This window comes from Arsukibacterium ikkense (genome assembly GCF_000987775.1).
Classification (GTDB): domain Bacteria; phylum Pseudomonadota; class Gammaproteobacteria; order Enterobacterales; family Alteromonadaceae; genus Alishewanella; species Alishewanella ikkense.
Genome location: NZ_LAHO01000012.1, coordinates 91078 through 105196, shown reverse-complemented (window position 1 = coordinate 105196; position 14119 = coordinate 91078). Strand labels below are relative to the sequence as shown.

Annotated in this window: 13 protein-coding genes; 8 read left to right on the top strand and 5 right to left on the bottom strand. The window is 51.5% G+C overall.

All coding sequences use genetic code 11. The annotated features are described in order from the left end of the window. The 3 genes from WG68_RS12790 (at window position 1) to WG68_RS12780 (ending at window position 3416) form a co-directional block, all read left to right on the top strand. The gene (locus tag WG68_RS12790) at window positions 1-1929 is read left to right on the top strand and encodes a methyl-accepting chemotaxis protein (RefSeq protein ID WP_235357733.1); all 1929 of its coding nucleotides are present in this window, start codon (window positions 1-3) and stop codon (window positions 1927-1929) included. A gap of 172 nt (window positions 1930-2101) precedes the next feature. After that, window positions 2102-2683 carry a porin family protein gene (locus tag WG68_RS12785; protein WP_046558089.1) on the top strand — a complete coding sequence of 194 codons (582 nt, stop codon included), beginning with the start codon at window positions 2102-2104 and terminating at the stop codon, window positions 2681-2683. A 115-nt stretch (window positions 2684-2798) separates the two neighbouring features. Continuing rightward, window positions 2799-3416, top strand: a complete 618-nt coding sequence (locus WG68_RS12780; RefSeq protein ID WP_046558088.1) for a TetR family transcriptional regulator — start codon at window positions 2799-2801, stop codon at window positions 3414-3416. A gap of 52 nt (window positions 3417-3468) precedes the next feature. Here WG68_RS12780 and WG68_RS12775 read toward each other — a convergent pair whose 3' ends face one another. The 3 genes from WG68_RS12775 to WG68_RS12765 are packed head-to-tail and all read right to left on the bottom strand — an operon-like array spanning window position 3469 to window position 7938. Further along, window positions 3469-4506: a malonyl CoA-ACP transacylase gene (locus WG68_RS12775; protein ID WP_046558087.1), complete on the bottom strand. Its 1038-nt coding sequence runs from the start codon at window positions 4504-4506 to the stop codon at window positions 3469-3471. Between the two features lie 13 nt (window positions 4507-4519). Further along, the gene (locus WG68_RS12770) at window positions 4520-6760 is read right to left on the bottom strand and encodes a dehydrogenase E1 component subunit alpha/beta (protein WP_046558086.1); all 2241 of its coding nucleotides are present in this window, start codon (window positions 6758-6760) and stop codon (window positions 4520-4522) included. Between the two features lie 2 nt (window positions 6761-6762). Continuing rightward, window positions 6763-7938: an acyl-CoA dehydrogenase gene (locus tag WG68_RS12765; RefSeq protein WP_046558085.1), complete on the bottom strand. Its 1176-nt coding sequence runs from the start codon at window positions 7936-7938 to the stop codon at window positions 6763-6765. 123 nt (window positions 7939-8061) lie between these two features. Here WG68_RS12765 and WG68_RS12760 point away from each other — a divergent pair, with 123 nt between their 5' ends. The 4 genes from WG68_RS12760 (at window position 8062) to WG68_RS12745 (ending at window position 11210) form a co-directional block, all read left to right on the top strand. Beyond that, window positions 8062-8904 (top strand): LysR family transcriptional regulator, encoded by an 843-nt coding sequence (locus WG68_RS12760; RefSeq protein ID WP_046558084.1) that lies wholly within the window; start codon window positions 8062-8064, stop codon window positions 8902-8904. 68 nt (window positions 8905-8972) lie between these two features. Then, the gene (locus tag WG68_RS12755; RefSeq protein ID WP_235357732.1) at window positions 8973-9479 is read left to right on the top strand and encodes a TspO/MBR family protein; all 507 of its coding nucleotides are present in this window, start codon (window positions 8973-8975) and stop codon (window positions 9477-9479) included. Window positions 9480-9631: 152 nt separating this feature from the next. After that, entirely contained in the window at window positions 9632-10696 is a 1065-nt protein-coding gene (locus WG68_RS12750; protein WP_046558083.1) for a DUF3083 family protein, read from the top strand. A 136-nt stretch (window positions 10697-10832) separates the two neighbouring features. Next, a complete protein-coding gene (locus WG68_RS12745; RefSeq protein ID WP_046558082.1) occupies window positions 10833-11210 on the top strand; it encodes a PAS domain-containing protein in 378 nt (125 codons plus the stop codon). Here the strand turns inward: WG68_RS12745 and WG68_RS12740 are convergent. Then, window positions 11207-11638, bottom strand: coding sequence for a CBS domain-containing protein (locus WG68_RS12740; protein WP_046558081.1), 432 nt, complete (start codon window positions 11636-11638; stop codon window positions 11207-11209). The two genes, WG68_RS12745 and WG68_RS12740, sit on opposite strands and share 4 nt — an antisense overlap. A gap of 282 nt (window positions 11639-11920) precedes the next feature. Here WG68_RS12740 and WG68_RS12735 point away from each other — a divergent pair, with 282 nt between their 5' ends. Beyond that, on the top strand, window positions 11921-13093 hold the full coding sequence (locus tag WG68_RS12735) for a GGDEF domain-containing protein (RefSeq protein WP_046558080.1): 1173 nt from the start codon (window positions 11921-11923) through the stop codon (window positions 13091-13093). A gap of 78 nt (window positions 13094-13171) precedes the next feature. On the opposite strand, the gene WG68_RS12730 is transcribed toward WG68_RS12735, so the two are convergent. After that, entirely contained in the window at window positions 13172-13795 is a 624-nt protein-coding gene (locus WG68_RS12730) for a DUF642 domain-containing protein (RefSeq protein WP_046558079.1), read from the bottom strand. Between the last annotated feature and the right edge of the window lie 324 nt (window positions 13796-14119).

Here is a 14119-nt window from a genome sequence, read left to right as displayed (position 1 = left end):
ATGGATATGCTAACAACCCTATTGCAAAACCTTTCTATCGGCAAACGTATCGGCTTTGGTTTTATTCTGGTTTTAGTAATCATGGCGGGTATGATTGTACCAGTCGTTAACCATCAAATTAGCAGCACACTTCATACCGCCGAGGAAAAGGAACTGCGACAATTGGCAATTAGTGCAGAAGCACAAATCGCCTCTGAGGGACGGTTAGCAGTGGCTCTGAGTACCTTTTATGCCAATATCCCTGCCCTGCAACAACCTTTAGCCGATGGTGAGCGGGATTACCTTACCACTCAATTACAACCCGCTTTTGCAATAATGCGCGAGAAATTTGGGGTTCAACAATTTCAAATTCATACCCCTCCGGCAACTTCATGGCTACGCTTGCATCGCCCCGAGCGCTTCGGTGATGATTTATCCGGCTTTCGCCAAACTGTAGTAGAAACTAATCGCAGCAAACAGCCCGTCCAAGGACTGGAATTTGGCGTGGAAGGGCTCGGAATTAGGGGTATCAGCCCCATCGGATTAAAGGGTGCTCATCTTGGTTCGGTGGAGTTTGGCATGTCTTTTGGGCAGCCATTTTTCGAACAATTTAAGTTAAAGTACAACGTTGACCTTGCTTTGTTCCTGATTGATGGTAACAGCTTTAAACGTTTCGGAGGTTCATGGGACGGAAATAACCTGCTTGCAGATTCATTAATGCAACAAACTCTGCGGGAAGATATTTATTTCAGTCAGGTTAGCGTGAAATCTGAAGACTATGCTGTTTTATTGAAAGCTGTTCGTGATTACAGTGGCAAAATTATTGGTGTGCTTGAAGTTAGTATGAACCGCAGTGATTATGTTGCAGCACTTAACAAGGCAAGGCTTACAACCCTCGGTATTTCTTTTCTGGCTATTCTAATTGGGATGGCTATTGCCTATATGATAGCTAAAACTATCACTACGCCAATAAAACAAGCTGTAGATGCTATGCATGATATCGCTCAGGGTGAAGGTGATTTAACCCGCCGCCTACCGCAGAAAGGCAACAACGAAATAACTGAATTAGCTGCTGCATTTAATCAATTTGCAGCGAAAGTTCAGGCAATGGTTCAGCAGGTCAGAAGCTCTGTAGAGCAAATAAGTTCAGCCTCTGAAGAGATGTCGTTCATTACCGATCAAGCTAGTAAAGAGGTCGTGCGTCAGCAATCTGAAACGGCTCAGGTTGCAACTGCTATGAATCAGATGACCGCCACCGTTCAGGAAGTAGCGAATCACGCTGCTCTGGCGGCAAGTTCGGCACAACAGGCAAATAATGAAACGCTGGAAGGTAAAGCTGTTATGCAACAAACGCTGAATACCATTAACGCTCTTGCACATGAAGTAGAAAGCGGTGCTGCGGTAATTTCTACATTAGCTGAAGAGAGCAACAAAATAGGTTCAGTGCTTGATGTAATTCGCGGCATTGCTGAACAAACCAACTTGTTAGCATTGAATGCAGCTATCGAAGCAGCTAGAGCTGGAGATCAAGGACGTGGTTTCGCCGTAGTAGCCGATGAAGTAAGAACCCTTGCATCACGAACTCAAAGTTCAACCACGGAAATTCACGCTATGATAGAGCGGCTGCAAACGGGTGCTAAAAACGCGGTAACAGCGATGGAGAAAGGGCGTCACCAGGCACAAAATGGACTTAATCAGGCATCCCAGGCTGAATCATCACTCACTACCATAAGCCGTTCTGTCACAAATATTAACGATATGAATATTCAGATTGCTACTGCTGCCGAGGAGCAAAGCTCAGTAGCCGAAGAAATTAACCGCAATATTGTCAATATAAATCAGTCAGCCGATGCCACAGCTAAGGGTGCGCAGCAGACTGCAAGCGCCGGAGAAGAGCTGGCAAAATTAGCTGCACAATTGCAAAGCCTGGTTGGTCAATTTAAAGTGTAGAACTTTCAATCACTACCACCTGCCAACAAAGCGCTGCTGCAATAGCAGCGCTTTTAATCAGCCAACCATTACATCCCCTTACATTTCATTAACCACTGATTCATCGGGGCTCTGGTATACCTGTTAGTGACTTTCACCCTGGCAATACTCACCCTGTAAAAAAGGAGTCACTATGAACAAGCTACTTCCAACCGCTGTTCTTGTCGGAGCATTTTTCAGCGCAGCTGCGACTGCGCAAACTTACGACACCGGCTTTTATCTGGGGGGCCACTATGGTCAGCATAAAGTAGATCTGGAGTCCGATTTTGCCAATACCGATATAAAATTTGGCGTGGCCGGAGTTAATGCCGGTTTTCAGCTTACCAGCTTTTTAGCGCTGGAAGCACGTTATGCCATTGGCGTAGAAGATGAGCACATTTTCGGTGACAACGACTCGGTGCGCTATGAAATAGACCGCCATATGGCACTAATGGCCAAAGGTTCCTTGCCATTAGGCGACCGCTTCGCGCTGTTTGCCACTGCCGGTTATGGCGAAACACGTTATGCTTTTGCCTATGATATTCCCGGGCTGTCCGGTTCACAAACCAGTACTGAAAGCGGCTTTATTTATGGCGCAGGTGCCACTTTTCATCTGACCAACCGCTTAAGCCTGGTTGCCGAGTATAATATTTTGCCTGATCTGGAAGATGAAGATAACGGTTTAATTGAATCGGACGTGTCGTTGCTGACCGTTGGCCTGAACTATAAGTTTTAATCCCTCCCCTGTCGCAGCTGCCCTTGCAGCTGCCGTTATTGCTATTAGAGCAATGGCGTAGGATCTGTTAGTATTAGGGCATGCTATTTTTTAACCACTTTACAGTAATTTAACTATGGCCAGACGTACTAAAGCCGAAGCAGAAAGCACCCGCGCCGCCATTCTGGATGCCGCCGAGCTGTTGTTTTTTGAACATGGCGTGTCGCGCACCACCCTGGAAAAAATAGCGGTCGCCGCCGGCGTCACCCGCGGCGCCATTTACTGGCATTTTCAGAACAAAGCCGATTTATTTAATGCCATGCTAGAGCGGGTACGGCTGCCATTTCAGCATTTGCTGGCCGCCGTCGACAACAACCCGGCTGCCGATCCATTCGGCCAGCTGCATCAGTTAATCAGCAATGGCTTACGCTTAATTGCTTCCAGTGAGCAGCACCACCGGGTGCTAACCATTGTATTTCATCGCTGTGAATATATTGACGAACTGAATCCGGCGGTAAATCAGCAGGATAAACTGGATGAACAAACGGTAGCGGTAATGCAGCGCGCCTTTGAACGGGCAGAGCAAGCCGGCTTGCTGCGTGCCGGGGTGAGCCCGCGCCTGGCAGCAATAGCTCTGCATATGTATATTGGTGGCATCATCAGCCATTTTTTATTAAAGCCGCAGCAATGCGATTTAATGCAACATGCTCCGGCATTAATAGATGCCATGCTGCTGGGGCTGCAACAAGCATAAAAAGCCTGAAACAGGCCAGCAAAGCTTATTAGCGGGCGCTAAAGCGCCCATATCAGAGTAGCAGCTGGCGTTGCTCAGGCAGGCCCATACTCAACACAAAGGGCATGGCTGCCTGTTGCGCGACGCTGAAATCCTGCTTACTGCTCAGCCCCTGCCAGTTAATGGCAATCAGGCTTTGCGCCACCGCGCTGCCCAGGCCACTGCCCGGGCCCAGTAAAATCAGATGCTCAGGCGCAAACTCTTTTACCGCCACCGCAATAGCCCGGCTGAAATAAAAGGTATCGCATACCTGCTGGCCCAGGGTATAAGCCTTCAGCGCACTGGGTTGGGCCAGCTGACTGGGCCAGATCACGCCGCGACCATCAATTAACGGCAATTGTGGCGTGGCAAAGTACTGCTCGCCAAAGCGCGCCAGCGCCTGATCGGCCGCTGGTTGCATTAAGGGGCTGTGAAAAGCCGCATGGCCCGGCAGTAACAGCGGAAAGCGCTCGTCGCACGGCGGCAGCGCCTGCATGGCCTGCTGTACCGCACTCTGGGTACCGGCCAGCACGGCATAGCCACCATAGGCTATCGACATAAACAAGGCACCCTGGTGCAAATACAGCTGTTCAGCCAGCCGCGCCTGTTTATCCAAATCAGGTTGCCAGTCAGTGTTCAGCAGCGGATAAATAAACTGTGCTCCGGCCGCATTGGCGGTCAGCTGCGCCATACCGGTTACCAGTTGCATGCTGTCGCTGCCCTGCCATACTCCGGCACAACCCAGCGCGGTATACCAGCCCATTGAGTTACCGGTAATGGCCACTATGTCGAATTTATCGCGGTTAATCTGGGCAAAATCATTCAAACCAGCACTGAAAATCAGTGCTGCCGCATTGTCGGCTTTTAAGTGCACCGCACTGCTGAAGCTGGCGGCACTATCAAGCGCGCTAACGGTTGGCACACCCAGTTCTGTGCGCAGCGCATCAAATTCTGCTAATTGTGACGTGAAAAGGCTCTCTGCCGGCAAATGCTGGCCAATATAGCCCAGCTCTGGCCGGTTATAACTGCCACGGCCCGGGCACACCACAACGGCGGTTTTTCTCTGGCTCATACGGCTTGCTTCTTCATTCAGGGTGCTCCGCGCTCAGCAACTGCTGCACTTTATCGATAATCTGTTGTTTCGACGGCAATACGCTATAGGCCGCTGCGCCCAGCGGTATAAAGCTGTCAGCTGCGGTAATCCGGCTAAGCTTAAAAAAGCCCGGCCGCGCTTCACACAGCCCGGTAAACAGCTCTTCGCTCAGCGAGCCGCGCCGCCGGCATTCATCAACTATCAGCACCTGCTGGCAATCTGCCAGCGCAGCGACAATGGCCTCAATATGCAGTGGTACCAGGCAGCGAATATCCAGCAAGCGCAGGCTGTAACCCGAGTCTGCCAGCTCGGCTGCCGCCTGGCGGCTTAAATAATAACCATTGCCATAGCTGATAATAGTCAGCTCGGGCTGTGCCGCCGGGCTCTGGTTAGGCCCTTGATTAGGCCCCTGATTAAAGACCGCCGGCTCACCCAGCGCCGGTAGCAAAGTATCGGGTGACGGGTAATCAGTTAACCAGAGCCCATCACCGGCACTCAGCAAATCGCGGGTCATATATAAGGCGATGGGTTCTAAAAAAATCACCAGCCGCTTTTGCTCATACGCCAGTTGCACCGCCTGGCGCAATAACAACGCCGCATCGGCGCCATTCGACGGACACAGCACAATAATGCCCGGAATATCCCGAAATACCGCAAACGAATTATCGTTGTGAAAATGGCCGCCAAAACCACGCTGATACGCCAGGCCGGCAATCCGCACCACCATGGCATTATGGTACTGACCATTCGAGAAAAACGGCAAGGTGGCAGCTTCACCGCGAATTTGATCTTCGGCATTATGCACATAAGCCAGAAACTGAATTTCGGCGATCGGAATAAACCCCTGCTGCGCCAGACCAATCGCCATACCCAGAATACTTTGTTCATCCAGCAGGGTGTTGATCACCCTGTTACCACCAAATGCCTGGAGTAAATGCTGCGATACGCCATAAACGCCGCCTTTTTTGGCGACATCTTCGCCAAACAGCACAGTATTACTGTACTGAGCGAACAAATCATGCAAAGTCCAGTTCAGCATTTTCGCCAGGTGCTGAGACTTGCCCATATTATGTTTATCGTAGTCGAAGATCGCACTGCGAATGCTGCTGACCGGCAACGGCGGCGCCGGCAGGGCGGGCCGCTCTGGCGCTATCGCCGCCATCACCTGTGCGGCGCTGCTCAGTTTTGGCCGGCTACTCGCCAGCCCGGCTACCCGGCTGATTTGGCTGGCCAGCTCGCTGACCGCGCTGTGCAGCCCGGCCTGGCTTAATATACCGCGCGCCAGCAGACAGGCCGTGCTGGCCAGTAACGGGTCGAGCGCCAGCTCTGCGTCAATTTGGCTTTTGCTGCGATAGGCTGTTTCCGTGTCAGCACCAGCATGGCCAAATAAGCGCACCGTCGATAAATGCAATATTGCCGGCTGGCGTTTGCTGCGCACATAATGCGCGGCTTTACGCGCCACGGCATAAGTCTGGGCTAAATCGCTGCCATCGGCGGCAAAGTAACGCAGCTCCGGCCGGTCTGCCAGGCTTTGCTCGATCCAGCCTGGCGGGGTCGGGGTAGAAATACCCAGGCCGTTATCTTCACAAACAAACAAAACAGGCAACGGTACATGCTGATACGCCGCCCAGCAGGCGGTATTAATGGCGCCCTGCGCCGTAGAATGGTTAGCCGAGGCATCACCAAAGCTGCACAGCACTATGGCATCGGCCGGCCAGTTACCGCTGTGGCCCAGCCGTTTGCTTAAATCTATGGCAAAGGCCGCGCCCACCGCTTTGGGCAGTTGCGAGGCAATAGTACTGGTTTGCGGTGGAATATTCAGCGCTAAGCTACCCAGCACCTTATGCCGGCCGCCGGAGATCGGGTCGTCACTGGCGGCACAAAACGACAACAGCATATCGTACAACGGCGTGCTGCCGGGTAATTGCTTGCTGCGCTCAATAAAAAAGGCACCGCTGCGGTAATGTAAAAACGCCGGATCGGTTAGGCGCAGCGCCGCGGCTACCGCCGCATTGCCCTCATGGCCGGCACTGCCAATGGTATAAAAGCTCTGGCCTTTGGCCTGCAGCAAACGCGACTGTAAATCCAGCAGGCGGCTGCACAGCTGGCTATGCCATAGCCGGTATAGTTCACTGTCACTCAGGCCCTGCTGCAAACTGCTGGCAGGGGCTAAGCTATTGCTGGCAATTTGCTGCAGAAATTGCTGCAGCCATGGATGAAACGCCGGCGCCACGGTTAACTGAACGCCTGTAAGCCGGTTTGCGCCCGGCCTAAAATCAGCGCGTGCACATCATGGGTGCCTTCGTAGGTATTCACCGCTTCTAAGTTCATAACGTGGCGAATAACATGGTATTCATCGGCAATACCATTGCCACCGTGCATATCGCGGGCCTGGCGGGCAATATCCAGCGCCTTGCCACAGGAATTACGTTTAATCAGCGAGATGGTTTCAGGCGCCAGTAAGCCTGCGTCCATCAGCCGGCCAGCCTGCAGGCAGCCCAGTAAGCCAAGGCTGATGTCGGTTTGCATATCGGCCAGTTTTTTCTGTACCAGCTGAGTTTGCGCCAGTGGCCGGCCAAACTGAATGCGGTCCAGCGTGTACTGGCGGGCCGCATGCCAGCAAAATTCAGCCGCGCCCAGCGCGCCCCAGGCAATGCCGTAGCGCGCTTTGTTTAAGCAACCAAAGGGCCCTTTTAAACCGCGCACTTCGGGGAAAATGGCATCGGCCGGCACTTCGACATTCTCCATCACAATTTCACCGGTGATCGAGGCGCGCAGTGAAAACTTGCCGTCTATTTTCGGCGCACTGAGGCCCGGCAGGCCCTTTTCCAGCACAAAGCCGCGGATCTCACCGTCCAGCTTGGCCCATACCACAAACACATCGGCGATCGGGCTGTTGGTGATCCACATTTTAGTGCCGTTCAGCAAATAGCCATTGGCGGTTTTCTTCGCCACAGTACGCATACTGGCCGGATCCGAGCCGGCATCAGGCTCGGTTAAACCAAAACACCCCACCCACTCGCCGGTGGCCAGTTTTGGCAGGTATTTCTGGCGCTGTGCTTCGCTGCCATATTCATAAATAGGGTGCATCACTAACGACGACTGCACACTCATCGCGCTGCGATAGCCGCTGTCCACCCGCTCCACTTCACGCGCCACCAGGCCGTAACACACATAGTTCACTGCCGAGCAGCCGTATTGCTCTGGCAAGGTGGCGCCCAACAGCCCCAGCTCGCCCAATTCGGTCATAATCTCGCGGTGAAAATGCTCATTGCGGTTAGCCAGCAGCACCCGCGGTTGCAGCTTGTCCTGACAATACTGGTGAGCGGTATCGCGGATCATCCGCTCTTCTTCTGTTAACATTGCCGATAATTGAAACGGGTCTTGCCAATCAAATACTGGGCGGGCCATATCGCTACCTCATGCTGTTCGATAAATATGCTGATGTTGAAAATTAATACGTATTGCTCACTCTACTGCGGCCTGATATAAAGTTAAAATATATTAATCCTGTATCTGGTATAGCTTTTAACTATGGACATTCGCCAGCTTAGTTACTTTGTCGCCGTGTATGAACAGGGCAGTGTCAGCGCCGCCGCGCGCCAATGCTGCGTAGCGCAGCCATCCTTATCTGCCGCCTTGCGCCAGTTAGAGCAGGAACTGGCGGTGAAGTTATTTATCCGCCTGCCCAAAGGGGTAACCCCAACGGAGGATGGCGATAAGCTGTATGGCCATGCCGGCAAACTGCTGAGCCAGCTGCAGTCGTTAAAAGCCTCGTTCCGCACCCCGGTTGACCGGGTGCAATTTCGCTTAGGCTTAATTAAAGCACTGGGTGTAGAGCGGATGAGCGCCTTACTACGCGAATTCAGCCAGCAGGTAGAGGGGCTGGAACTGCATTTAGTTGAGCCCGACCAACCCTGTGACGCACGCATTATCACGCCGCAACAGCTGAAGACCGGTGAAGTGCTGCAACCACTGTGGCAGGATCGCTATCTGCTGGCGCTGCCCCCTGCCTGGCCGCTGAGCCTGCAGTTGCAAATCGCCCTGGAAGACTTTGCCAACTTACCGCTGATTAAACGCCTGCCGTGCGATGCCTGGGCCACCTTTTATCCGGAGCTGGTGCGCCGCAATATCCGGCCCGATATCCGCGCCGATATTCAAACCATCGAATATGCCCTGGGCCTGGTCTCGGCCGGCGTTGGCTGCGCCCTGGTACCCGATTTAGACAGCCTGCGCCAACGCCCTGATGTCAGCTTACGCCCCATCCAGGGCCTGCAGCTGGAGCGCACCCTGGTGCTGGCACATGGCCGTAACCACGACAGCCCCGCTTTACAGGTACTACGCCAGCTCTGTCAGCAAGCCGCCAGTAGAAGCTGAGCATATTTTTCAGCCGCTGATCTAAACTGGTCATTAGACGTACATTTGGCAGACAACAGGGATCTTTGATGGAGAACAACACCGCCATGCACATTACCATTTTACTGCGCCAGGTATTGATGCTGCTGACGCTACTGGCCTTAACCTACCTTGCCGCGGGCATTGGTGCGCTGGGGTCAATTAATGCAGCCAATTTTTACCGTGAGCTGCAGTTACCGGCCTTTGCCCCGCCCGGCTGGCTGTTCGGCCCGGTATGGACAGCGCTGTATACTTTAATGGCTATTGCTGCCTGGCTGGTCTGGCGCAGCAGTAAAGCTCACCAGTTGGCATTGGTGCTGTACTTCAGCCAACTTTGTGTCAACGCGTTATGGAGCTGGGTATTTTTTGCCTGGTATCAGGGGGCGCTGGCTTTTATTACCATTATGCTGTTAATGGCGTTGCTGCTTGTTACAATGCTTCTCTTCTGGAAACATAATAAACTGGCAGCTATGCTGTTGCTACCTTATCTGCTTTGGCTGAGTTTTGCCGCCGCCCTTAACTTTAGTATCTGGCAGCTGAACCCCGGCTTGTTGTAAGGCTAATTGGGCCATCCAGACCATAGCAGCGGAGGGCGTTGGTGGTTTTAAGTTGATCTGCAGCAAAATCTTGGCACAATATAGTCCTATTTGCGGTTAATTTGCGCGCAGCAGGGTACAATGTGCGCGTTGCAGACCTAACAGGAGTTATTATGCCCATCAGCACTCAACACAAAGTTTATCTTCCGGCCAGCGCCAAATCTAACCAATATATTCTGGCCGAAATTAAAGCCACCCCAGAGCTGTACCGGCACTATAGCAACGAACAGGCCTGTTATCAGCAGCTCAGCCAGCAGCTGTTTACCCTGGCTGACAGCCTGAATTTACACAACGTGCACCTGATTGCCACCGACAAGTTACCGGTTGTGCGTTTTCATACTGAAGCCCACGTATTTCAAACGGCCGAGCAAATTTTATTTTTCTATAACCCGGCCTACCATGAAGCGCAAAATCTGTTTAGCCAAAACGGTTATCAGGCGCGGAAAATTCGCTTGCTGTTTTTAGCCACCGGCAATGACATCCGGGCAAATGCTGCCGACTTCCACAGCCGGGTGTTGCAGCTGTTGCAACAATTGCAACCGCAACTGCCTGAGCAGAACCTGAAAATTAAAATTCGTGATCACCAGCACTTATCATACGACTTACTGGCCAAAAGCAAAGGCAACCGCGAAAGCTACGGTTACAAGTTACGCGCTATTGCCGGCCGCTACGCCACCCGCCAGCTTAACCTGCCTGAGCACAGCGCCTTAACCTATGTGCATCTTACGCTGCCGCTTAGCCGGGCGCTGAAGCAACAATATGTAGCCAGCGACAGCCTCGACTACAGCCCACTGTATCAACAGCTGGAGCAACAGCTCAAAGCCGCTATTCAGGCAAAAGACTTAAACCGGGTGGCTATTGTTGCCAATGGTTTAACGCCACTGGTACGTAACAGTAAATTTGATAAGCCGGAAACCACCGCCGAGCTGCAGTTGCTGGGCTTTGACCCATCGAACAATGCACCGCAATTTATCAGCGACTGGCAGGGCGATAATCTGGTAGAAGCCGTCAATATTTTAATTGTAGCCGGCAATGACGATATGACAGAAACCGGCTTTGGCCGCTTTATGAATCAGGTTGAAGCCAGCTTGCGCAGTTTCGCCGATAAGTTGGGGGTTAATCCGGAAAAGCAGGATTTAACGGTGCGCTTTCATCAGCATATCAGCTACAGCAACTAACGGCTGAGTGGCACTAAAGGGCCGGTACATACCGGCCTTTTTTTATTCAACCCGCCCTTGTGTTAGATCAAGCCTGCGCCGCCGCCCTGGCGTTACAATATCGCCACCATGTAACCTGGATGCCGAAATATTGCCGATGCAGGATGTCACGCTTTCTTTTATTGCTGAGTTTGCCCCCGAGCTCCTTAACCCGGCGCTTGACGCCATCATGGTAACCAACTGCCAGGGCATTATTCAGTGGGTTAACCCACGTTTTAGCGCGTTAACCGGCTACAGCGCCAGCGAGGCCATTGGCAACACACCAAGGCTGCTTAGCTCTGGCGTGCATAGCCAAGGCTTTTATCAGGCCATGTGGCAGCCATTACTGCAACAGGGCTTTTGGCAGGGTGACATCTGGAACAAACGCAAAAATGGCCAGATATATCCGCAAAAGCTGACCATTAATGCTATTTACAACGCGCAGCAACAGGTATGTGCTTATGCCGCCTTCTTTACGGAAAAACAAACGCCTTAGGGCGTCGCCTCACCCGCTTTATCGGTGCGATCCAGCGCCCGGATAATATCGCGCCAGCTTAAAATACCCAGTGGCTGGTTGGCCGCGTTAACCACCGGAATACACGACACCCCTTCGGTATTAAACAAATGAATGGCATCCATTACCTTAGCGTGTTCACGCAGGGCCACCGGAGCGCGGCGCATCACCTGGTGCACTTTCTTTTTCAGGGTGGCTAAATCGCGCGAGGTTTCCGCAGCGGTGCCAATATTCGGGCTCAGTGCTTTAAATAAATCGCGGTCAGAAATCACGCCCAGCAACACACCATGCTCCACCACCAGTACATGGTGAAATTTCACATGGTCAAAAATCTCTTTTACCACAGTCAGGCTGTCGTCTGGTGACACACTCACCGGGTTTTTGCTCATTAACTGGATCAACGTTGACATGCGCCACCTCTTATAAGCTGTTTGTTGTAGCTTAGCGTATTGTAAGACGCTAAGCAGGCTTTTCAGCGACAAACATTAACCCTGCTTACTTGCCCAATGCCACGCCAGGGGCTGGTGGGCCGCAGACATCATCCTTGCCAGAGGGCAGATAAATAGGAAATGTTGCAGAGGCATGACACAGCTCTGTTATCGGTTTAAGCGCTGAATACTGGCATAATGCTTTATCATCACATTAGTTTAAGGTAAATTGGCTGCAGTTTGTTTCTGAAATAAAGAAAAGCCATGGATGAGCTCACCTTACTTACAGTAAACTTTATCGTTGCCTTTATTGTGCTGGTTACAATGGCGGGGCTGTATCAAACCTCAAAAGCTGACCATTGTCTTATTCACTGGAGCCTGGCAGGGCTGGGCTTTCTGGTTAACTCCGCTATTGGCTTAATTTACGCCCCTTTGGGTTTACCTTATTTTCTCGGGCCACCGCTGGGCAATTCGGCTCTGATAGCAAGCTACCTGCTGCTGTTAAGTGGCGTAGCCAGTTATTTAGCCAAACCAGTAAGCTGGCGACTGCTGGGCGTTTTGCTGGCCAGCATCTATCTGCTCAGCCTAAGTAGCTTCGCTCAGGCTGACGTAATACATCGTTTTTTACTGTCATACCCCATTTTAATAGCCGCCAATCTTTATACCATCTGGTTGTTAGTCAGTAGCCGCCAAGCCGGGCTACGAGCTAGCAGTATCGTGTTACTGGGTATACTCTGCTTTAATGCACTGCAACTGAGTTTACGACTGATAACCTTTTTACTTGACCAGATGCAGCTGACCGCGTTCAGCATTAACTGGCTATTACATACCATTGGTACCCTGGCGGTAATGCTGTTTATGTTGCTGTCTATGGTAGGGTGCGTACTGTTGTGGGCCCGTAAAAAAGAGCTGGCGCTGCGACAGCTCGCTGAAACCGACGCCCTTACCGGCTGGTTAAACCGTCAGTCGATGGCTGAAAAAATGCAAGCAGAATTGCACCTTTGCCAGCGCCAGCGCTTGCCATTCAGCTTGCTAACCTTTGATATTGACCATTTTAAACAAATTAACGACAAGCACGGCCACAGCATAGGAGATACCGTGTTGCAAGACATTGCCTGGCTTGGCAAAACTATCCTGCGTGACTACGACTTATTATTTCGTACCGGTGGCGAGGAATTTGTCGCCTGCCTGCCAGGGGTAACCCCCGACCAGGCCAGCGCCATAGCCCGGCGATTTAAAAATGCCGTAGCTAAGCACCACTTTAATAACAGTAGCACACTTAAGGTAACCATCAGTCAGGGCATTGCCGGCACCGCGAATGCTTACAGCAATCCAGAAACCATCGCCAGTTTGCAGCAACAGGCTGACCATGCACTGTATCAGGCAAAACAACAAGGCCGCGATCAGGTACGGTTGTTTGCAGCTACCTGCAGTTAACCTCTGGGGTAAGCAAGCAGCAATAAGCAAAACGCCAACCCTAAGGTTGGCGTTTTTAAACAGCTGCACACTAGCCTGTTATTTGTTGCGGCCTAAGCGACGGCCGCCTACCAGGGCTAACAACCCCAGGCCAAACGCTGCTAACGACACTGGCTCAGGCACCGCTACCGCCGGGCTGGGTAAGGCGCTTACCTGTACGTTATCAATAAAGTTACCGGTAGTGCTCGCATTTTGCGAGGTAAAGCCCAGCCTGGACAGGCTGTCAGTAGCCACAAAAACACTGCTGAACAGCGTCCAGCCCAGGTTGTTGTGATCAGACAGGGTCTGACTTAAGCCCGCTACACTAATGTCAAACCGCTCATTATTGTTACGAGCCCGATAAAAAAAGCTCAGCTGATACGCTTTGCCAATTTCAGTAGCAAAATCCTGGAAAATATACCATTTTCCACTGTTTGCACCGTGGGCATTTAACTCAATAAAGTTATCGCCACTGACAGCTAGCACGCCGTTCATGGCATTCCAAATCTCAATATTGCTACCCTGCCAACCGGCAACGTGGTTGCTGTTAAACACAGCCCAGTTCCCCGGGTTTACCGGATTCATTTCAAAATCACCATTAACAATCAGTGAAGCCTGGCTGCTAAAACTGGCGGCTAACAACGCGGTGGCACCAACTATATTACGAACTGCGGTAAATGACATCTTGATCCCTCAAAAATTATAATGACGATTGCTGATTATTAAACCAGCACATCTTACCAGTGATCTAAAATATTAGGAACGTATGTTAAGAAATATATTTTTGCTGCCCCGGACTACATAGGATTAAGTGCTTGAGGTAAATAATAAGCATGAAAAAGGAATTGTAAGTGTTTTTAGTAATTCTAAGATTGCTTTACTTCATGCCGCACCCTAAGCCCATATTTTAGCTTATAAGCAAATCGTAAAGTGAGTTCACTTCACCAGTTTCAGGTGCTGGCGCTTATGGGCTTTATCAATAGCCATATCTTTGGCAAGGGTTTTCTC

Excerpts from the sequence above, each read along its gene's own strand:
- WG68_RS12740 (WP_046558081.1), bottom strand. The coding sequence starts at position 11,638 with ATGTCAACGTTGATCCAGTTAATGAGCAAAAACCCGGTGAGTGTGTCA.
- WG68_RS12745 (WP_046558082.1), top strand. The coding sequence starts at position 10,833 with ATGCAGGATGTCACGCTTTCTTTTATTGCTGAGTTTGCCCCCGAGCTC.
- WG68_RS12730 (WP_046558079.1), bottom strand. The coding sequence starts at position 13,795 with ATGTCATTTACCGCAGTTCGTAATATAGTTGGTGCCACCGCGTTGTTA.
- WG68_RS12760 (WP_046558084.1), top strand. The coding sequence starts at position 8,062 with ATGGACATTCGCCAGCTTAGTTACTTTGTCGCCGTGTATGAACAGGGC.
- WG68_RS12780 (WP_046558088.1), top strand. The coding sequence starts at position 2,799 with ATGGCCAGACGTACTAAAGCCGAAGCAGAAAGCACCCGCGCCGCCATT.
- WG68_RS12790 (WP_235357733.1), top strand. The coding sequence starts at position 1 with ATGGATATGCTAACAACCCTATTGCAAAACCTTTCTATCGGCAAACGT.
- WG68_RS12765 (WP_046558085.1), bottom strand. The coding sequence starts at position 7,938 with ATGGCCCGCCCAGTATTTGATTGGCAAGACCCGTTTCAATTATCGGCA.
- WG68_RS12755 (WP_235357732.1), top strand. The coding sequence starts at position 8,973 with ATGGAGAACAACACCGCCATGCACATTACCATTTTACTGCGCCAGGTA.
- WG68_RS12735 (WP_046558080.1), top strand. The coding sequence starts at position 11,921 with ATGGATGAGCTCACCTTACTTACAGTAAACTTTATCGTTGCCTTTATT.
- WG68_RS12785 (WP_046558089.1), top strand. The coding sequence starts at position 2,102 with ATGAACAAGCTACTTCCAACCGCTGTTCTTGTCGGAGCATTTTTCAGC.
- WG68_RS12775 (WP_046558087.1), bottom strand. The coding sequence starts at position 4,506 with ATGAGCCAGAGAAAAACCGCCGTTGTGGTGTGCCCGGGCCGTGGCAGT.
- WG68_RS12750 (WP_046558083.1), top strand. The coding sequence starts at position 9,632 with ATGCCCATCAGCACTCAACACAAAGTTTATCTTCCGGCCAGCGCCAAA.